The sequence below is a fragment of the Sorangium sp. So ce375 genome (assembly GCF_051473855.1).
Classification (GTDB): domain Bacteria; phylum Myxococcota_A; class Polyangia; order Polyangiales; family Polyangiaceae; genus Sorangium.
In genome coordinates this window covers 3,821,286-3,839,918 of record NZ_CP150335.1, presented here as the reverse complement: position 1 = coordinate 3,839,918, position 18,633 = coordinate 3,821,286, and the positions used below count along the sequence as shown (strand labels likewise).

The 18,633-nt window shown below is 72.0% G+C and carries 14 protein-coding genes; 5 read left to right on the top strand and 9 right to left on the bottom strand.

The genetic code is table 11. The features are described from left to right. Positions 1-81: 81 nt before the first annotated feature. Both WME90_RS14380 and WME90_RS14375 read left to right on the top strand, forming a co-directional pair. Positions 82-975, top strand: coding sequence for a LysR family transcriptional regulator (locus WME90_RS14380; protein ID WP_437281678.1), 894 nt, complete (start codon positions 82-84; stop codon positions 973-975). Positions 976-1,037: 62 nt separating this feature from the next. Beyond that, positions 1,038-2,762, top strand: a complete 1,725-nt coding sequence (locus WME90_RS14375; RefSeq protein WP_437281677.1) for a right-handed parallel beta-helix repeat-containing protein — start codon at positions 1,038-1,040, stop codon at positions 2,760-2,762. On the opposite strand, the gene WME90_RS14370 is transcribed toward WME90_RS14375, so the two are convergent. After that, positions 2,731-3,615 (bottom strand): helix-turn-helix domain-containing protein, encoded by an 885-nt coding sequence (locus WME90_RS14370; RefSeq protein WP_437281676.1) that lies wholly within the window; start codon positions 3,613-3,615, stop codon positions 2,731-2,733. The genes WME90_RS14375 and WME90_RS14370 overlap by 32 nt on opposite strands. A 156-nt stretch (positions 3,616-3,771) precedes the next feature. Between WME90_RS14370 and WME90_RS14365 the strand changes: the two genes are divergently transcribed. Next, positions 3,772-4,827 (top strand): aldo/keto reductase, encoded by a 1,056-nt coding sequence (locus WME90_RS14365; protein WP_437283611.1) that lies wholly within the window; start codon positions 3,772-3,774, stop codon positions 4,825-4,827. A gap of 31 nt (positions 4,828-4,858) precedes the next feature. On the opposite strand, the gene WME90_RS14360 is transcribed toward WME90_RS14365, so the two are convergent. From WME90_RS14360 to WME90_RS14350, 3 genes are all read right to left on the bottom strand, one after another. Next, a complete protein-coding gene (locus WME90_RS14360) occupies positions 4,859-5,347 on the bottom strand; it encodes a type II toxin-antitoxin system RatA family toxin (RefSeq protein ID WP_437281675.1) in 489 nt (162 codons plus the stop codon). Positions 5,348-5,944: 597 nt separating this feature from the next. Beyond that, positions 5,945-7,492 carry an aminopeptidase gene (locus WME90_RS14355; RefSeq protein ID WP_437281674.1) on the bottom strand — a complete coding sequence of 516 codons (1,548 nt, stop codon included), beginning with the start codon at positions 7,490-7,492 and terminating at the stop codon, positions 5,945-5,947. Between the two features lie 250 nt (positions 7,493-7,742). Continuing rightward, positions 7,743-8,855: an S-(hydroxymethyl)glutathione dehydrogenase/class III alcohol dehydrogenase gene (locus tag WME90_RS14350; RefSeq protein WP_437281673.1), complete on the bottom strand. Its 1,113-nt coding sequence runs from the start codon at positions 8,853-8,855 to the stop codon at positions 7,743-7,745. Between the two features lie 445 nt (positions 8,856-9,300). Between WME90_RS14350 and WME90_RS14345 the strand changes: the two genes are divergently transcribed. Next, positions 9,301-10,509: a hypothetical protein gene (locus WME90_RS14345; RefSeq protein ID WP_437281672.1), complete on the top strand. Its 1,209-nt coding sequence runs from the start codon at positions 9,301-9,303 to the stop codon at positions 10,507-10,509. A 9-nt stretch (positions 10,510-10,518) separates the two neighbouring features. On the opposite strand, the gene WME90_RS14340 is transcribed toward WME90_RS14345, so the two are convergent. Together WME90_RS14340 and WME90_RS14335 are read right to left on the bottom strand one after the other, a co-directional pair. Then, positions 10,519-11,412, bottom strand: coding sequence for a serine/threonine-protein kinase (locus WME90_RS14340; protein WP_437283610.1), 894 nt, complete (start codon positions 11,410-11,412; stop codon positions 10,519-10,521). 715 nt (positions 11,413-12,127) lie between these two features. Continuing rightward, the gene (locus WME90_RS14335; RefSeq protein WP_437281671.1) at positions 12,128-12,550 is read right to left on the bottom strand and encodes a tellurite resistance TerB family protein; all 423 of its coding nucleotides are present in this window, start codon (positions 12,548-12,550) and stop codon (positions 12,128-12,130) included. A gap of 153 nt (positions 12,551-12,703) precedes the next feature. Between WME90_RS14335 and WME90_RS14330 the strand changes: the two genes are divergently transcribed. Continuing rightward, positions 12,704-13,747, top strand: a complete 1,044-nt coding sequence (locus WME90_RS14330; protein WP_437281670.1) for a serine/threonine protein kinase — start codon at positions 12,704-12,706, stop codon at positions 13,745-13,747. A gap of 58 nt (positions 13,748-13,805) precedes the next feature. Here WME90_RS14330 and WME90_RS14325 read toward each other — a convergent pair whose 3' ends face one another. The 3 genes from WME90_RS14325 to ftsH form a co-directional block, all read right to left on the bottom strand. Continuing rightward, positions 13,806-15,155 carry a GNAT family N-acetyltransferase gene (locus WME90_RS14325; RefSeq protein ID WP_437281669.1) on the bottom strand — a complete coding sequence of 450 codons (1,350 nt, stop codon included), beginning with the start codon at positions 15,153-15,155 and terminating at the stop codon, positions 13,806-13,808. After that, on the bottom strand, positions 15,152-16,237 hold the full coding sequence (locus WME90_RS14320) for a D-alanine--D-alanine ligase family protein (RefSeq protein ID WP_437281668.1): 1,086 nt from the start codon (positions 16,235-16,237) through the stop codon (positions 15,152-15,154). The genes WME90_RS14325 and WME90_RS14320 overlap by 4 nt, the downstream gene beginning before the upstream one ends. 570 nt (positions 16,238-16,807) lie before the next feature. After that, a complete protein-coding gene (ftsH, locus tag WME90_RS14315) occupies positions 16,808-18,544 on the bottom strand; it encodes an ATP-dependent zinc metalloprotease FtsH (RefSeq protein WP_437281667.1) in 1,737 nt (578 codons plus the stop codon). Positions 18,545-18,633: the final 89 nt, after the last annotated feature.

The following is an 18,633-nucleotide window of genomic DNA, read 5'->3' as shown; positions in this document are numbered from 1 at the left end:
CGCGGCGCCGCGGCTGCCAGCGCCTCGTGGAATCCAGTATTTCACGGTCGGGATTGTTGCGCTGGACGATACAATCCAGCGATGCTGCTCCCTTCCTTGGAGAACCTCGCCTGCTTCGAGGCCGCGGCGCGGACGCTGAACTTCCGGACCGCCGCGCGCGCCGTCGCGCTCAGCCCCGCCGCGTTCGGCCAGCGCATCCGGCAGATCGAGGAGCAGATCGGAGCGCCGCTGTTCGAGCGCACCACGCGCCGGGTGCAGCTGACGCCGCGCGGGCTCGCCTTGCTGCCGCGCGCCCGCCAGTGCCTGGCGCTCGCCGAGGACTGCCTCCGCAGCGCGATGGGCCCCGCGCCCGCTCCGGTCGAGCTGACGCTCGGCACGCGGTTCGAGCTCGGGATGTCGTGGATCGTCCCCCAGCTCGGCGCGCTGACGCGGCGGCGCCCCGAGCTGACGCTCCACCTCTACTTCGGCGCGTCCGACGACCTGCTGAGGCGCCTCTACGACCGCAGCGTCGATTGCGTCGTCACAAGCGCCCGCTGGAGCGCCGCGAGCCTCGCGGCGGAGACGCTGCACGAGGAGCGCTACGCGTTCGTCGCCGCCCCCAAGCTGCTCCAGCGCGCGCCGTTCTCCCGCCCGGAGCACGCCTCGCGGCACTGCCTGCTCGACATCGACCCGACCATGCCGCTGTTCCGGTACGTCGCGGATCAGGCGGGCGGCGTGGGCCGGTTCGCGTTCGCGCGCCATCGCTGGGTGGGGCTCGGCGCCGCCATCAAGGCGCTGGTGCTCGCCGGCGAGGGCGTCGCCGTGCTGCCGCGCCACATGGTCGCCGCCGAGCTCCGCGGCGGCAAGCTGAAGCGGCTCCTCCCGTCCGCGGCCCTCGCGCGCGATCACTTCCGGCTCGTCTACCGGCGCGACGACCCGCGGAGCTCGCTCTACGCGAAGCTCGCCGAGTCGCTGCGCTCGGTGCCGATCCAGTGAGGCTCGCGCTGACGAGCGCCGCGCGGCGCGGACCGACTGGCGTAGACTCTCGACCGAGGACCATGAGCGAGCTTCCCGGCGCCAGCGCGCGCCGCCCCGCGACGCCGATCACGGCGCAGGACATCAACGGCGGACCGGACCCCGAGCGCCGCGTCCCCTTCGTCATCACGGCACCCGGCGTGTACGCCCTCGTGGAAGACGTCGACTGGGTGGCGCAGGACGCGAACGCGCGGGCCATCACGATCGCGAGCGACGACGTGACCCTCGACCTGTGCGGCAGGACGCTGCGGCAGATCGACCCTCCCGCGCCCATCGTCGCCCCCGACCCGAGCGCGAGGCCGTGCCGGGGCGAGGTCGTTTCCGGGAACGTGGGCGTCTTCGCCGAGGGGAGGACGCGGCTCGTCATCAGGAACGGCAGCGTGCTCGGGATCCAGGGGGTGGGGATCGTCGCCAAGGCGTGCAGCCACGTGGATCTGCGCGAGCTGTCGATCAGGCGGTGCGGCGGCGACGGGGTGTTCGACACGGGGTTCCTGTGCCGCAACGGCGGGATCTTCGTGCTGGGCGCCCGGGGCGCCGACGACGACATCGCCTTCGCGAACGACATCCGGATGATCGACTGCGTGTGCTCGGAGAACACGAGCCGGCTCGACTTCGTCGTGACGCTGGGCGCGCTCGCGCTGTTCTGCGACAACGTGCAGGTCCAGCGGTCCGTGTTCAACCACACGGCGAACACCAGCGCCCAGCCGAGCGGGGTGCAGTTCAACGTCGTCGGCATCGACTTCGTCATCTGCCGCAACGTGCTCGTGGAGGACTGCGAGGCGCACGACAACACGTCGGGCGGAGAGCCGGCCGGCTTCTTCGCGTGGGGCGAGAACTACAAATTCCTGCGCTGCCGGGCGAACCGGAACTTCACGCTCACCGGCAACCGCGCCTGCGGATTCAACATCTCGACCACGAGCAACCTGGAGATGGTCGACTGCGAGGCGGACGGAAACTACAACGCGAACCCGGCCGCGTCCTCCGATGCCGTCAAGGACTTCTCCGCGCTCGGCTTTCGCATCGGCAGGGCGGTGTACCGCGCGCTCATCGAGGGCTGCCGCGCGATCGGCAACCACGGCGCGAGCGCGGGCGCGCCCGCCGGCGGCTTCGCGCTCCACTCGACCCGCCACGTGGTGCTGAGGCGCTGCGTGGCCGTGGGGAACAGGAACGCGAGCGGGACCACCGAGAACGACGGGCTCGCGGCCGGGTTCATCGCCTCCGCGCCGCTCCCGGATCCGGAGGGCGGCCTCGTGGGCGGCGAGGGCAACGCGTTCATCGACTGCATCGCGGACGGCAACACCGTCCACCGCACTCCCCTGTTCGTGCAGCCGCCGGCCCCCCCGGTCGACGCCGGTCCATCGCGCGGCGACCCGCAGAAGGGAGCGGGGTTCCTGCTCGAGAGGCAGACGGACGCGAGGATCACCGGCTGCCAGTCCGCGAACAACGACGGCAAAGGGATCTGGCTGAGGGCCTGCGCGCGCGCGCTGGTCGAGGGAAACACGCTGTCGAGGAACACCCTTTATGGCATCCAGGACGAGGATCCCGCAGGGCTCAGCGCCTTCACCGGCAACCGGGCGCACCTGAACGGGTCTCGCCACCGACACAACTACGTCGGCCTGCCCGCCGGGACGCCGGTCCGCAAATGGACGCTCGGCTCCCGTCCCCTCGACGGCTCATCGGACGGGATAGACAACCTCAGCATCCGGCTGCCGACGCTCACCGGCCACGGGCGAACGCGCCCGGGGTGATCCCGAACCTCCGCTTGAAGAGCCGTGTCAGGTGGCTCTGATCGGCGAAGCCGAGCGCGCGCGCGAGCTCGCCTATCGGGCGGTCGCCGGCGAGCAGCGCCTCGCGGGCGCGGTCCAGCCGCCGCCGCGTCACGTAGGCGAGCGGCGGCTCGCCCAGCGCCCGCTTGAACTCCCGCGCCATGTGCGCGGGGCTCAGGCCGGCCACGCCAGAGAGCGCCTCCAGCCCGAAATCGTCGCCGAGGTGCGCCTCGATGTAGTCGAGCAGGCGCCGCAGCGTCGCAGGGGAGAGCCCTCCCCTGACCGGCCGCTCCGGCCGGGCGGCATGGTGGGCGCCGAGGCGCGCCGCGAGCCCGGAGAGCATCGCGTCCACGAAGAGCGCGCCCGTGGCGCCGCCCCGCGAGACCTCGACGAGGAGCGCGCGGAGCACGTGCTCGATCTGGGCGTCCACGAGCCCCACGCGGGGCTCGAGCTCTAGCTCTCGCACCCCTGCGAGCCGCGCGAGCCGCGCGGGATCGAGCACGAGCGCGCCATAGATCGTGGGATCGCTCACGCGGTGCGAGAACGGGACCTCCGCGGGCTGGATCCAGAGGCTGCCGGGCGCCATCTCCACGCGCTCGAAGCCGCGCTGGCCCTTGCGCTCGAAGCGCAGCGGCGCGTCCGCGAGGTTGATGGCCAGGTAGTGGCCTGCGACGGCGAGGTGGTCCGTCTCCCAGGACGGGTTCACGCCGAGCTCGGCCACCGCGCCGGTCCAGCGCAGCGAGCGGCTCGAGGCGCGGATCTCGGCCTGCCGGAGCGCCTCGATGGGCTCGCGGGTACCGGCGGCGACGAACGGGATGGCGCTCCGGGAGACCATCGGGAGTCGACCCCAGCATGCGCCGGACGGGCTGGGCCGGTCAACGCAGCAGCCCGGTTCCAGGGAGCGCAGCGGCGTTCTATAGCGCCCTTCACGCCCGCCCTAGGATGCCGCTCGCCGGGCGGCGACTGCGCCCGAGGAGGGACGACCATGGAGATGCGTTACAAGCTGCTCGGCGGCAGCGGGCTCAAGGTCTCGGAGATCAGCCTTGGCACCATGACCTTTGGCGAGGACTGGGGCTTCGGCGCCTCGGCCGAGGCGTGCCGCGGCATCCTCGAGGCGTACCGCGCCCGCGGCGGCAACTTCATCGACACAGCCAACAAGTACACGAACGGCAGCTCCGAGCGGATCGTCGGGGAGCTCGTCCGCGGCGACCGCGGCGCGTGGGTCATCGCGACGAAATACTCGCTCTCCATGAACGACGCCGATCCGAGCGCGAGCGGCAATGGCAGGAAGAACCTTGTCCAGTCCGTCGAGGCGAGCCTCAAGCGCCTGGGGACGGACTACATCGATCTGCTCTGGGTCCACGCGTGGGACTGGACGACGCCGGAGGCCGAGCTCATGCGCGCGCTCGACGACGTGGTGCGCGCCGGCAAGGTGCTCTATGTCGGCATGTCCGACGCGCCTGCCTGGGTCGTCTCCCGGGCGAACGCGATCGCCGAGCTCCGGGGCTGGTCGCGGTTCATCGGCATCGAGATCGAATACAGCCTGATCGAGCGCACGGTGGAGCGGGAGCTCGTTCCGATGGCGTCCCGGCTCGGCCTGGGCGTGCTCGCGTGGGCGCCGATGGCCGGCGGGGTGCTCACGGGCAAGTACACGCGGGGCAGCGGCAACGACGCCGCGCGCGCCGCGATGAACCAGGGTCGCCTGGACGAGCGGGGCCTGCGCATCGCGCGCGCGGTAGACGCGGTGGCCGAGGAGCTCGGGTGTTCCTCGGCGCAGGTGGCGCTCGCGTGGCTCAGGTCGCGCCCGGCGCAGGTGATCCCCATCATCGGCGCCCGGAAGCCCGAGCAGATGCAGGATTGCCTGGGCTGCCTGGATATCGTCTTGCCCGACGCGGCTGTCGACCGGCTCAACGCGGTGAGCCGCGTGCCGCTCGGCTTTCCGTACGAGTTCCTCGGCGATCCCGGCACCGAACGGGTCGTCTACGGCGCAACGGCGGCGAGGCTCGATGTGCAGAGCCCCGTCCGGCGGCTCGCATCGGGCGGGTGACGCCGGCCTCTCCGCCTCGCTCCGGCGCGCGTCAGCGGTTCGGGTCCTGTGCCTGTTCGACGCGTGTCCGTACGGCCGCGACGGCGCGCGCCGAGCCGTCCAGGTTCTCCGCGTTGAGGAGGCTCTTCGGCAGCGGCAGCTTCGGTCGGAGGAAGACCTCGAGGGACAGGCGCGTCGTCTGGGTGTCGATCTTCTCGAGCCGCCAGGTGGCCTGGAGATCTTGCACATTGCCGGAGACGAAGCGGGACGCGTAGGTCTCGACGCCATCCTCCACGACCGGCTTCTGGATCTCGATGCGCGCCCACATCGTGACCGCGCCCTGAAGGGCCGAGACCTCCATGTAGATATCCCACCCGCCCGAGGGCGTGCGCCCGAGCACGCGGCACTTCTTGTAGTGCGGCATGAACTCCGGATAGCGCTCGAACGAGAGCACCGCGGCGCGCACGCGCTCCAGCGGAGCCTTCACGACCACCGTGGACCGTCCACGCGAGAAGCCGGTGTTTCCGATCGGGACTGCCACGCTCGCAATCCCTGTCAAATCGGGCGAAGGCTGCGCGGACTCGGCCCGCTCGCCGTCGTTCGTGGCCGCAGGGAGGACATCACCCCTGTCGCGCTGCGCCGGCAGGCGCGGTACATCCAGGTTGATCCCCGGTTCCCCCGTGCTGCACGCGGTGGCTACGAGGGCGAGTCCACCGGCGAGCGCGCGCGGGATCTGGTCACGATGTCCGGTCGTGGTCGAGCGAGTTCTCCCCATGACGGCCCAGCTTGCCAGCAACGTGCCGTCCGCTCCCTCGCCACGCTGATACCGTGCAACACATCCGCCCTCGGGCCGCCCCCCACCCGCCACCAGGAACGGATCTCCCGCGCATCGAGCGCGGAAAACGCGAGCTCCCTCCCGATTCTCCACGAGAGCTCGGAAGTCCCGCCGAGCCGAGTTTCAAGGAGCGCGCGACAAGCAACTCTTCTCTCTTCTCTCCCCCCGACCCACCGTCAGCGGGGCTCACCCGCACAGGAGACGGGCCCAGATCGGCGTTTTCGGCGCGGAAGCGTACTCTTGTACGCTGAGCACCGAAAACGTCGAGATGGGCCCGTATCCGAAGCGGGTGAGCCCCCAAGATTAGGATTCGCCGGAGAGATAGGCTGTCAGGCTTGGAATCGGGACGCCTGTGGGGCGGCCGAACTGCCAGTCCGCCGACTCGACCCCGACGCCGCCGATGTCGAGGTGGATGAACGGCAGCGCCCCCCCCTTGAGCCCCGAGGCGATGTCGAGGAACGCGAAGGGGAACTGGTGCCCGCGCGGCGTGTTCACCGAGGCGAGGCGGTTCGAGGAGACCACGTCCTCGGCGCTCGACCGGGGCGCCACGAACGCGTAGTCCTCGCGCCGCGGCCGCACGCGCTCCATCGGCTCGCCCCAGCGCTCCGCGAGCACGTCGAGCCGGTCGAGCTCCTGCCGCGCGGCGGAGTTGCCGATCGCGCCGGTATACGGCCCGTGAGCGCGGTAGACGTGGCCGGTCAGCGTCGCGACCGAGAACACGATCGGGTCCGCCGCGCCGCTCATGGCGAGCTCCCGCGAGAGCGCGAGCAGGTCGGCCAGGATGAGGCGCCCCTCGGCGTCGGTGTTGCCAATCCGCACGCGCACGCCAGCGCGGCTGCGGATGATCTCGTCGCTCACATAGGACTCCTCGCCGATGCTGTTGCGCACGAGCCCGAGCAGCCCGACGATGCGCACGCCCTCCAGGCCGAGCGCCGCCGCCGCGCGCACGAGGCCGGCGACCGCGCCGGCGCCGCCCTTGTCGCGGGACATCCCGGCCATGTGCCCGTCGGTCTTCAGGTCGACGCCGCCGGTGTCGTAGGTGACGCCCTTGCCCGCGAGCAGCACCGTGCGCCGGATCTCCCCGCGAGGCCTGTAGTCGAGGCGCACGACGCACGGCCGGTGCCGCTCGACGACCCGCGACGCCCGCGAGACCGCGCTGATGAGCGGGTAGTCATCGACATTGCGCTCTATCTTGACGAGCACCCCCGTCCTGGCGAACGCCGCCTCGCACATCTCGGCGACGCGGCGGGGCGCCATCCGCTCGGGCTCGGTGCCCGTGATGTCGCGGCAGAGCGCCCGGCCGACCTCGATCGCCGCGATCTCGCGGGCGCGCGCCTCCGACAACCCCAGCACCGCGAGCGACTCGGCCGTGCGCGGGGCCATCTCCGCCTCCCGCGCCTCGAGCGGCGTCCACTGGCTCCCGAGCGCGGCGAGCGCGCCCACCTCCACCGCCCGAGCGAACCGCGGCGCAGCGCCCACCGGAGCGCGCACGACGAGCAGCGGCCGGCTCGCCCCCGCGTCCACCGCCCGAGCGAAGCCGGCCGCCGCAGCCTCCGCGACCGAGCGGACATCGTCCACCTCCTCCGAGAGCGGCCCCATCGGCGCCAGCACAAGGCGCCCGCCAGGCACCCCCGGCGCCGGCAGGACGAGCGGAGCACACTTGCCCTCGAGCGCGGAGTCGACGCGCGCCACAGCCTCGACCACCGCGCCCACGGCGGACCCGAGCCCCCCCGCGTACTTCGCGATGGGCGATGGCGCGACGAGGACGACAGCATCGCAGGCCGCGACCGCCGCGGTCGACTCCGCGAGGGCGTTGGCGGGCAGCCCCGCCAGGGAGGTGACATGGACCATGGCGGCGAATGATGTCACAGCGGTCAGTACTTTTGCAGCACCCGTCGCCGCCGACATGGCACCGACACGTCCCCCGAGGAGCGAGCCATGCGTGCCCGAGGAGCGGACCAGGCGCGCCGCGGCCTGCGCGCGGCGGGGCGCGAGCGGCCTAGTGCGCTCATCCGCCCCTGCGGTCACGCGCGAGGCGAGCGGGACGAACGAGGGGGGCTGGCGCGCGCTCTGCGCGCCCGACGCGGCCGAGAGGCGCGCTTCAGGAGAAGAGCACGACGCTGCGGATCGACTCCCCTTCATGCATGAGGTCGAAGGAGCGGTTGATGTCGTCGAGCGGCATCGTGTGGGTGATGAGCTCGTCGATCTTGATCTTCCCCTCCATGTACCAGTCGACGATCCTGGGAACGTCTGTGCGCCCCTTGGCGCCGCCGAACGCGGTGCCCTTCCAGACGCGCCCGGTGACGAGCTGGAAGGGGCGCGTGGCGATCTCCTCGCCGGCCCCGGCGACCCCGATGATGATGCTCGTCCCCCAGCCCTTGTGACAGCACTCGAGCGCCTGGCGCATCACCTTCACGTTGCCGATGCACTCGAAGCTGAAATCCGCGCCGCCCCGGGTCAGATCGACGAGGTACGGCACGAGATCCCCCGCCACCTCGGTCGGGTTGACGAAGTGGGTCATGCCGAACTTCTCGGCCAGCTCGCGGCGCTTCGGGTTGATGTCGACGCCGACGATGAGGTCGGCGCCGGCCATCCGCGCGCCCTGGATCACGTTCAGCCCGATGCCGCCGAGACCGAAGACGACGACGTTGTCGCCGGGCTTCACCTGGGCGGTGTTGATGACGGCGCCGATACCCGTCGTCACACCGCAGCCGATGTAACAGACCTTGTCGAACGGCGCGTCCTCGCGGATCTTGGCGACGGCGATCTCGGGCAGGACGGTGAAGCTCGAGAAGGTCGACGTGCCCATGTAGTGGTGAATCCGCTCCTTGCCGATCGAGAATCGGCTCGTTCCGTCCGGCATGAGCCCGCGACCCTGCGTGGCGCGGATGGCCTGGCACAGGTTCGTTTTTCCGCTCGTGCAATAAGAGCACTGCCGGCACTCGGGCGTGTAGAGGGGGATCACGTGATCGCCCTTCTTGAGGCTCTTCACGGACGGCCCGACGTCGACGACGACGCCGGCGCCCTCGTGGCCGAGGATCGCGGGGAAGAGGCCTTCCGGATCCTTGCCTGAGAGCGTGTAAGCGTCGGTGTGACAGACGCCCGTGGCCTTGATCTCGATGAGGACCTCGCCTTCGCGAGGGCCCTCCACCTGGACGTCCTCGACCGTGAGCTTCTCGCCGGCCTTGTGGGCGACGGCTGCGCGCGCTTTCATGATCGGTGGTTCTCCTCCCGCAAGCGGGGCGTTCGGGGCCCGAGCGGCCCCGAGCCCCTCCAATAGCCGGGCGGGGAAGCAGGTTTCAAGGGGGGACCCTGCCGACGCCGCCCCGCGCGGCCCGCCGTCCAGTCTGCCCGCATTGCGCCACCCGCCGACGCGGCCCGCTCGCTGCTCGCGCGCCGACCGCCCGCGACCCCGCCCCCGCGCGAGGCGCCGTCCCTCTCACTCCACCCCACAGACACAACGCGCCCCACCCCACAGGCGACGCGCGACGGCCGACACGCGCTGATGATCGTTGGGCAGACAACCTGTGTTGCGGGGGCATAGCGAGAGCGCGTTCTCGCGACATCGCGAACCTCGCGAGACGCTGTTCTCGACCGGCGCGACAGTGAATCCGATGGCGCTCGCGCAACAGCACGCGTACCATCACCCCGTTATCCTCATGAACGCACCCCGTTGTCCACTCGGTCGCCGCGCGCTCATCGCAGCCGCCGCGCTCGTCGTCGCCGCCTGCTCTGGCGCGAGCCCGCCTGCCGACGACGCTGCCAGCAAGGGCGGCGGCGGCGCCGGCGGAGAGAGCGTCCCCTCCGACGGTGGCCAAGGAGGACAGGGAGGCCGCGAGGCCGACATCATGGAGTGTGTCGACGAGTGCCCCGCTGAGAGCGGTGGTATCACGATCGGCTGCAAGAAGCGCTTCATGTTCGGAATGAACTATGCGTGGCACAACTTCGCCGGCGACTTCGGCGGTATCGCCGCGTGGGGCAGGCGCGGCGTCGCGGCCGAGGCAGACATCCACGCGAAGAACCTCGCCGACATCCGTGCTCACGGGGCGAGCTTCGTGCGGTGGTGGATGCTGCCGGAGCTCCGCGGCGAGAGCGTCGTCTTCGACGCGAACGACGAGCCAGCCAGCCTCGGCGCGACGACGCGGCGCGACGTCCAGAAGGCGCTGGAGCTCGCCGAGCAGGCGGACGTCAACCTGGTGTTCTGCCTGTTCTCCTTCGACAACTTCCACCCGACCCGGCTCGACACCGACGTGAAGACCGTCGGCATCGGCCCCATCGTGACGGACGCAAAGCGGCGCGCGAAGCTGATAGACAAGGTCGTCAGGCCGATCGCCCGCGCCGTGGCGCAGAGCCCTTACCAGCACCGGATGGTCGCGTGGGACGTGATCAACGAGCCCGAGCTGGCCATGACCGGATCAAGCCCGGACAAGGGACCGAATTACGAACCCGACCCCCAGGTGGAGCCGATCGAGCACGCGCAGATGCAGGCCTTCCTCCGCGACACCATCAAGGCGCTGCGCGCGGAGAGCAGGGCGCTCGTCACGATCGGCTCGGCGTCGATGAAGTGGGCGCGGTCCTGGAGAGACACCGACGTCGATTTCTACACCTTTCATATCAACGACCGGGTCAACCTGTACTGGCCTTACAACCAGTCGCCCGCGGACTACGGCATCACCGACAAGCCCGTTGTCATGGGAGATTTCCCCATCGCCGGCCTGGCGACGGCCACCTTGCCGACGCTCCTGGAGAGCTGGTACAGCCAGGGTTACGCGGGCGCGATCAGCTGGGCCTACAGCGACGCGACCACGACCGAGCTCGAGGCGATCAAGGCCTTCGCGGACGCGAAGGGCTGCGACGTGCGGTACTGAGAGCACCTCTCAAGAGAGCCAGTAATCGACGAGGGATGCGCCCGTCACGTCGTGGGCGACCCCGCTCGCGATCGCCCACTGGGCCAGCGCGCGGCCGAGCGCCGCCATGGTGGGAAAGCGCAGGTCCGGGTCCTTGGCCAGGCCTCGCTCGAGGATCTCCCAGAGCCGCGGGTGCAGCTCGAGCGCCTCCGGGCGCGGCGGATCGGCGCGCAGCACGTCGTGCACGATCGAGATGCTGCCCGGCCCGCCGAACGGGCGCCGGCCGCTCACGAGCTCATAGAGCACGACACACACGCTCCACACATCGGCGCGCACGTCCGACTCTTCCCCGCCGCGGACCTGCTCGGGCGCCATGTAGGCCGGGCTCCCGACCAGCGCCTCCCCCGGCTCGTCGCCCGCCGCGCGCGCCGCCGTGGAGGCGATCCCGAAGTCGATCAGCTTGGGGACGGTACGGCGGCCCTCGCGCACCAGGACGATGTTCGCCGGCTTCACGTCCCGGTGCACGACGCCCGCGCCGTGCGCCGCGCCGAGCGCGCCGATCACGGGAAGGAGCAGCTGGACGCCGGAGGCGGGCGACATCGTGCCCGCCTCGGCGAGCACCAGGGCGAGCGACCTGCCCTGGAGGAGCTCCATCACCGCGAACGGCTCTCCCTCCTCCGTGAAGCAGAGATCGAAGATCCGCACCGCGGCGCGGTGCGACACCCGCGCAGTCGCGCGCGCCTCCCGGAGCAGCCGCGAGGCGGCCTCCGGGACGGCGCAGTCGCGACGGATGAGCTTCAGCGCGACATCGAGGTGGAGCGCGAGATTCCGCGCCTTCCACACGGCGCCCATGCTGCCCTCTCCGAGGAGCTCCGTGAGGCGATAGCGTCCCCCGAGGACGTCGCCAGGGGCGTAGCGCCGCAGCCCGACGGGTCGCGGGTCGATCCGGGAGACGGTCAGGGCGGCAGCGGGCGGCGAGCCGGCCAGGCCGGTCCGCAGCGTGGCAGGCGGCGCGCTCGCCGGGGTGGCCGGAGCGTCGCTCGCCGGCTCCAGGGGCCCGACGTCCGCGCCAGGGAGAAAGACCGAGCCAGACGGCCGCGACAGCCGGCCCGGGGGCCGGAGGTCGACAGGGTCGAACGGAGGTCGGGGAGCCGAAGACCGGCGCGGAGAGCGCGGCGAGCGGTGCGCACGCTGAGAAGGTCGGCCCCCACTCGGAGGGCGGGATCGATGCGACGCGGGATCCATCGACGCACCATGTGGCGTCGTGGAGCTGTCAGTTCGGTGGCTGTCCATGTCCTTTGCTCACGGGTGGTGCAAGGAGCAGGCCGACAGAGATCACCGCCAATTCGCCTCTTTATCGCCCGTGACGGCCCCCGAGGTGCGGTGCAGAGGCATCAGATCCGGCGCCCGTCGGCATCGGCTCTCCCGGGGACGCGGCGCGTCGCCCGCCGGCGCGCGTCCGGACGAGCGCCGGACCGATCCGCCGGCGCAACGGTCGTCGCACGACGCATTCCGTGCGCGCAGCGCCGACGCTCACCGAGCACATCAGCGGCGGAGGTAGGTCCCCCTCGTCCTATGGCCAACGAGATCACCCGGGGGCCGCGCCGGGGTCGCGCGCGGCGCGGCCCGCTCGCGCCGCTCAGCGGGCCGAGCCGGGCTCGACGCGCCCCTTGAATGCGATCGGCACTTCGAGGGCCCTGGCCGCCTCGACGAGCAGGGCATGCTCGCTCTCGTGGATCACGCCGTCGGCGGCCACGAGCCGGACCGCCAGCTCGATCGCGGCCTCGCGCATCCGCACGTCGGGCAGGCGCGCGCGCAGCGCGGCGAAGCGGCCGCTCCTGCCTTCGTCGCGCACCGAGCGCTCGATGATGGAGATGAGCGACGCGACGATGTCGGCCCCGAGGCGCCCCTCGCTCATGGCGGCCACGTGCCCCGCGAGCTCGGCGCGCTCGGCCTCGTTGATGGATCCGTCAGCGTATGCGGCGAGGAACATGATCTCGACCATCGCCTCGAGCCTGCTGATCTCGAGGTGACGAAACGAAAGCTGCGTTTCTTCCATCATCAGGTCCTCAGGATAGCGTATTGCGGTCGCGCACGACACGGCGCTCCTGGGCCCGTCCGGCGCGCCGCGCGGGCAACGCCGTGCGTCCTGGAGCAGCGCGGGGCGAAAGTTCTCATCGAGCGCGCCGCCGGTCGGTGCTCAACTCTCCCCACCATGAGCACCACCACCCCGACCGACCTCTTCCTGTCGCTGACCCCGCACAAGGTGATCGAGGCCGTCGAGGCCGCGGGCATCCCCTGCAACCGCGTCTGCTACCCGCTGAATTCGTTCGAGAACCGCGTCTACGAGGTCGAGCGCGAGGACCGCACCCGCGTCATCGCCAAGTTCTACCGGCCGGGGCGCTGGACGCGGGAGCAGATCCTCGAGGAGCACCGGTTCCTCGCGGAGCTCGCGGACGCCGAGATCCCCGTTTGCCCGACGCGCCCGTTCCCCGACGGCGAGACGCTCAAGCAGATCGATCACATCCCATACTGCCTCTTCGAGCGCATGGGCGGCCGCGCCCCCGACGAGCTCGGTGACGAGCTGTTCGTGCGCCTCGGCAGGCTCGCCGCCCGCATCCACAACGTGGGCGCGTCCGGCGCCGCCGAGCACCGCGTCCGGCTCTCCGCCGACACCTACGCGCGCGAGGACCTCGGCTGGCTCGTCGAGCGGAAGCTCATCCCCGCGGCCGTCGAGCGGCGGTACCTCGAGGCCGCCCGCGCCGTCGCGGACACGGCCGAGGAGCGCCTGCGCGGCGTCGACGTGCACCGCATCCACGGCGATCTGCACCCGGGCAACCTGCTCCTGCGCGACGGCGCGCTCCGCGTGCTCGACTTCGACGACATGGTCGTCGGCCCCGCCGTGCAGGACCTGTGGCTCCTCCTCCCCGGCCGCGACGCGACCGCCCGGCAACAGCGCGAGCTCTTCATCGAGGGCTACGAGGAGCTCCGCCGCTTCGATCGCTCGACCCTCGCGCTGATCGAGCCGCTCCGAGGGCTCCGCATGATCCACTACGCCGCGTGGATCGCGCGGCGGTGGCACGACCCGATTTTCCCGAGGACTTTTCCGCACTTCGGCACGGAAGCGTACTGGCGCGACGAGGCGAGCTCGCTCGAGGAGGTGCTCCAGTCGACGCGCGCCGGGGACGCGGGCGGCGCCGGTGGAGGCGCCGACGAGCCACCGCCGAGCGGGGGCAAGTACTTCTGGGACATGAACTGACCGCGCGAGGGTGGCGGGGCGCTTTGGCCGAACACCCGCGCGCGGCGCCAGCCGGCGATCAGAGGCGCTTCAGCACCAGGATCAGCCGCCACGCCGCGGCGTGCTCGAACGGGACGTCGACGTTGAAGTCGCCGAGCGTCGCCACCAGCGAGAGCTCCGGCACCCGCTCCGCGACGCGCCGCCAGCCGGCGAGATCCGGGACGTACCACGTCGCCTCCTGCCGGATCGACGAGAGCTCCCTCGGCGCGCCGCCGTTGCGCCGGACCGAGCACACCACCTCGAGGGTCACGGGCACCACGCGATCGGGCGTCGACCGCTCGTGGTAGATGCGAAACCGCGCGTCGATCGACTGCTCGCCGCGCAGCTCGGTCCACTCGGTCCGGTTCACGCCGGACGGCGTGAGATCGGCCGGGTGGGTCGCCTCGATGACGTGGACGCCGCCCGGCAACAGCAGCGAGGCGGCGAGCCGGAGGTGGCGCTCCAGCGCCGCCGGCGTGGCCAGCTGGTGGATCGCCGAGAGCGGCACGAACGAGAGATCGACCGGCGCGACGTCCGGTCGCTCGTCGAGCTCCGCGCACGAGAAGCGGATGCCCCCACCAGCGCCGCGGGCGCACGCGGCGCGCTCCGCGTAGGCGATCATCGCCGCCGAGCCGTCCGCGCCGGCGCAGCGGACGCCGAGCTCCGCGAAGGCCTCCAGGTGCCGCGCGGGCCCGCAGGCCCACGAGAGGACGCGCTGCACCGGCCGGGCGCCGAAGCGGCGCGCGCACGCGAGCAGGAAGTCGCGCTCGGCGGCGTAGTCGCGGTAGCTGAAGGCCGCGTCGTAGAGCGCAGGCTCGCCCGGCGCGAACGTGTCGCCGCGCGCGCCCGCCGCCTCACCGGCCGCGGGCGCCGCCGACGCGCGCGCCGGGGCGACGCGCTTCGTGTAGATCATGAGATCGTCGCCTGGCGCGTAGAAGTCGGCGATGACCGCCGCCCGCGTGAACTGCACCGCGTCGTAGAAGCGCACCGCCGCGCCGTGGCCCTCCCGGCTGCCCGTCTCCACGCGCACGAGGCCGCCGCCCTCACGCGCGATCTCGCTCTCCATCGTCGACACGAGCCCGCGCGCCACGCCCGACCGGGCGAAATCAGGGGAGGTCGCGATCCAGTACAGGTCGTACGTGGATTGCGTCATCGGCGTGCGGCCGTAGCAGAGGTAGCCGAGCAGCCGCGGCGCCCCGTCGCCGCCCGGAGCGCCCTGGAAGCTCAGCACGAACCGGTAGCCGTAGGCGTCCGAAGGGGGCTGGCTGAGCTGCACGTCGACGAGCTCCAGCGCCACCGCGCGCTCGTCGTCGGTGAACGCCGGGACCGACTCGAGCAGCGCCGCGATGAGCGGCCGATCTTCCGGCCGGAGGCCGCACTGGGTGATCACGGCGCCTCGGGCGCGGCGGCGAGGGCGCCGCGGGCAGCGGAGCGCATCGCGGCGCGGCCGCGCGCCGGCGCACGGCCGCGCGCGCGGAGCAGATCGTCGTGGCGCCCGCCGCGGGCGAGCGCCGCGCGGAGGATCTCCCAGACGACGTCGGCATACGACAGGCCGGCGCGCGCCGCCGCCCGCGCGAAGCCGGCGTCCGGCGAGAGATCGCAGTTCGGGTTGACGTCGATGACGTACGGCGTGCCGCGCTCGTCGAGCCGCACGTCGACGCGGCCGTAATCGCGGAGCCCGAGCACCTCGAACGCGCGGCGGCCCACCGCGACGACCCGGCGCAGCTCGAGCGGCCGCAGCACCGCCGCCGAGGAGGGCGTCCCGATCGACGCGGCGGTCTCCGGGCGCCACTTCGACTCGTACGTGACCACGTGAGGGTGCCCCTCGGGCAGGCCCTGGAAGGTGATCTCGCCGGGCGGCAGGACACGCGGCGTCGGCCACCCGAGCAGCGGCACCGAGATCTCCCGCCCGTGCACGTAGCGCTGCACCACCACGGGCTGGCGGCACTGCGCGACGACCGCGGCGACCTGGTCGCGGAGCGCCTTGCGATCGTGGACGACCGAGCCCCGATCGATCCCGGTCGATCCATCCTCGCGCTCCGGCTTGACGATGACCGGGAAGGCGACCTCCGGGATGCGATCCGGCCCCTCGACCCGCACCGTCGCCGGCACGCGCACGCCGGCGCGCGCGAGGATCCAATTCGCCTCGGCCTTGTGCAGGCAGCTCCGGAGCGCGACGTGATCGCTGCCCGTGAAGCGGAGATCGAGCCCCGCGAGCAGCCACGCGCACATGACCTCGTGGCGGCTGTCGCCGTCGAGCGCCTCGCACAGGTTGAAGATCACGTCCGGGCGATGGTCGCCGATGGCCGCGAGCACCTCGCTCGGCCGGAGCACCGGCCGGTGCGCCACGCGCACGCCCGGGGCCGCGGCCAGGGTCGCGAGCACGCTCTCCGCGACCACCGCGCTGCCGTCCTCGCGGCCGAGCCGGAGCCGGCCGCTCCCCACCCGCTGTGCGAGTGGCGGCTCGTCCACGCCTTCCTCCGGATCTCTGTTGGACAGGATCAGTATCCGGGGCTCAGGCACCGCACGCCTCCGGGCCGCTGCGCCGCGCGCCCGCGCGAGGCGGAAGAGCCCGCGGCAGCCGCGCCGAGCTCAGGGAGCGACCGTCGAGAGGCCTGACCCTGGGAGAACGCGGAGAGGGTGCGCTGTCGAGAGACATGCGAACGAGACGGAATCCATGCATGCAAGTGGCCACACTTCACCAGCTTGCCCGGCAATCGCAAGGGGAGATTTGCCCTCTTTGGACGGAAAGGAAGGCGCGACGCGCCGCGGCTCAATGCCTCGCGCCGGAGCGGCTCGGGCGCGCGCAGTCGGAAAGCGAGCTTTCCGAGCACAACGTATCTCGGGCAACAGGCGCTTCACACGCCGGCCACACGCGCGGGAGCGTCGGAGACGATGAGGGGACGGCTGAGCTGCAGGGGATGGGTCGAGTCGGGCGTCGAGAGGGGAGAGCGCCGGGCGCGCTCGTGGCGGGCGGGGCGGTCTGCCGCCGAGGGCGCCAGAAAAGGACTTCCCTTTCCTGCGCCCTCGAGCCTCCGCCGCTCAGGCGGCCTGATCTTCGGGGCGCGGCCTGCGATCGGCCGGGAAACAGGCCTGGATCTCGTCCATGCCGAGCGTCTCCCTCTCGAGGAGCGCCTTGACGAGCGCCTCGATCTCGCCGCGCCGGGACCTCACGATCTCGATGGCGCGCGAGAGCTGGGCCTCCGTGAGCGCGCGCGCCGTCTCGTCGACCCGGTCGAGCAGCGCAGGGCTCCGCGAGGGGTGCCCGTCGCCGACGCAGATGGGGCCGAGGTGACTCATGCCGAGCTCCGCGACCATCTTCCAGGCGATCGTCGAGGCGCGCTGGATGTCGTCCGAGGCGCCGGCCGTCATCGTCCCGAGGACGACCATCTCGGCGGCGCGGCCGCCCATCAGCATGCAGATCTGATCTTCGAGGTACTCTTTCCGGTACATCAGCCGATCCTTCTCGGGCAGCGCCTGGGTCACGCCGAGCGCGCGGCCCCGCGGCAGGATCGACACCTTGTGCACCGGATCGCAGCTCGGCGCGAGGAGCCCGACCGCGACGTGCCCGGCCTCGTGGACGGCGGTCGCGTAGCGCTCTTCCTCGTCGACCAGCACGCCCTTGCGCTCGAGCCCCATGAGCACCCGGTCGCGCGCGCGGTCGATGTGCGTCGGGTCCACCGCGTCGGCGCCCTCGCGGGCCGCGAGGATGGCCGCCTCGTTCAGGAGGTTGGCCAGATCGGCGCCCGAGAAGCCCGGCGTGCCGCGGGCGATGTAGCCGAGATCGACCTCCCCCTGGAGCGGGATCGGCCCGGCGTGGACGTTGAGGATCTCCTCGCGGCCGCGCACGTCGGGGAGCGGCACGGTGACCTTGCGGTCGAAGCGCCCCGGCCGGAGCAGCGCCGGGTCGAGCATGTCGGCGCGGTTTGTCGACGCGATCACCACGATGCCGGTCTCGTGGTCGAACCCGTCCATCTCGACGAGCAGCTGGTTCAGCGTCTGATCGTGCTCGGCGGAGGCGGAGTCGCCGTGCCCCTTCGCGCGGGCCCGCCCCACGGCGTCGATCTCGTCGATGAAGACGATGCACGGCGCGGCCTTGCGCGCCTCGGCGAAGAGCGCGCGGACGCGGGAGGCGCCGACGCCGACGAACATCTCCTGGAAGCTCGACCCCGACGCCGAGAGGAACCGGACGCCCGCCTCGCACGCGACGGCGCGCGCGAGCAGCGTCTTGCCCGTCCCGGGCTCGCCCGTCAGCAGCACGCCGCGCGGCGGGCGGCCGCCGAGGCGCGCGAAGCGATCAGGGCTCTTCAGGAACTCGACCGTCTCGGCGAGCTCCTGCTTGACCTCGTGCATCCCCGCGACGTCGGCGAAGCGCACGGGCGCCCGCGCGACCCCGGCCTTGACGTCGGAGAAGACCTTCGGGCTGCGCCGCCGGCTCACCGAGAAGAGCGCGAAGCCGACCGCGGCCAGGACGACCACCGGGAGCACCGCGGACGCGGCGCGCGACGGATCCTCGCGAGAGGCGAAGTCGACCGAGGCGCCGGCGCCCGCGAACCGAGAGACCAGCTCCTGCCGGAGCGTCGGCTCGTCGACGACGGCCGTCACCGTGGCGCCGCCCGCCTGGTGCACGAGGAAGCGATCCCCGTTCACCTCGACCGAGGTCGCCTGCCCCGCCTGCGCGATCTGGAGGAGCTCGGTGTACGTCGCCGCGCGCTGCTCGGACGACGCGCGCGCCGCGCGCAGCGCGAGCCCGAGCGTGACCGCAAGCACCACCCCCATGAACCCAAGCACCCAAAGCCGGCGCCCCGCGGGCCCCAACCGCTTACTCACCTGCAAGAACCAGGAATTCACTGCTGCGCCACCTCACT

Bases quoted from the DNA above. Each gene is read 5' to 3' on its own strand.
- WME90_RS14380 (WP_437281678.1), top strand. From the start codon at position 82: ATGCTGCTCCCTTCCTTGGAGAACCTCGCCTGCTTCGAGGCCGCGGCG.
- WME90_RS14375 (WP_437281677.1), top strand. From the start codon at position 1,038: ATGAGCGAGCTTCCCGGCGCCAGCGCGCGCCGCCCCGCGACGCCGATC.
- WME90_RS14370 (WP_437281676.1), bottom strand. From the start codon at position 3,615: ATGGTCTCCCGGAGCGCCATCCCGTTCGTCGCCGCCGGTACCCGCGAG.
- WME90_RS14365 (WP_437283611.1), top strand. From the start codon at position 3,772: ATGCGTTACAAGCTGCTCGGCGGCAGCGGGCTCAAGGTCTCGGAGATC.
- WME90_RS14355 (WP_437281674.1), bottom strand. From the start codon at position 7,492: ATGGTCCATGTCACCTCCCTGGCGGGGCTGCCCGCCAACGCCCTCGCG.
- WME90_RS14350 (WP_437281673.1), bottom strand. From the start codon at position 8,855: ATGAAAGCGCGCGCAGCCGTCGCCCACAAGGCCGGCGAGAAGCTCACG.
- WME90_RS14345 (WP_437281672.1), top strand. From the start codon at position 9,301: ATGAACGCACCCCGTTGTCCACTCGGTCGCCGCGCGCTCATCGCAGCC.
- WME90_RS14335 (WP_437281671.1), bottom strand. From the start codon at position 12,550: ATGATGGAAGAAACGCAGCTTTCGTTTCGTCACCTCGAGATCAGCAGG.
- WME90_RS14330 (WP_437281670.1), top strand. From the start codon at position 12,704: ATGAGCACCACCACCCCGACCGACCTCTTCCTGTCGCTGACCCCGCAC.
- ftsH (WP_437281667.1), bottom strand. From the start codon at position 18,544: ATGGGGGTGGTGCTTGCGGTCACGCTCGGGCTCGCGCTGCGCGCGGCG.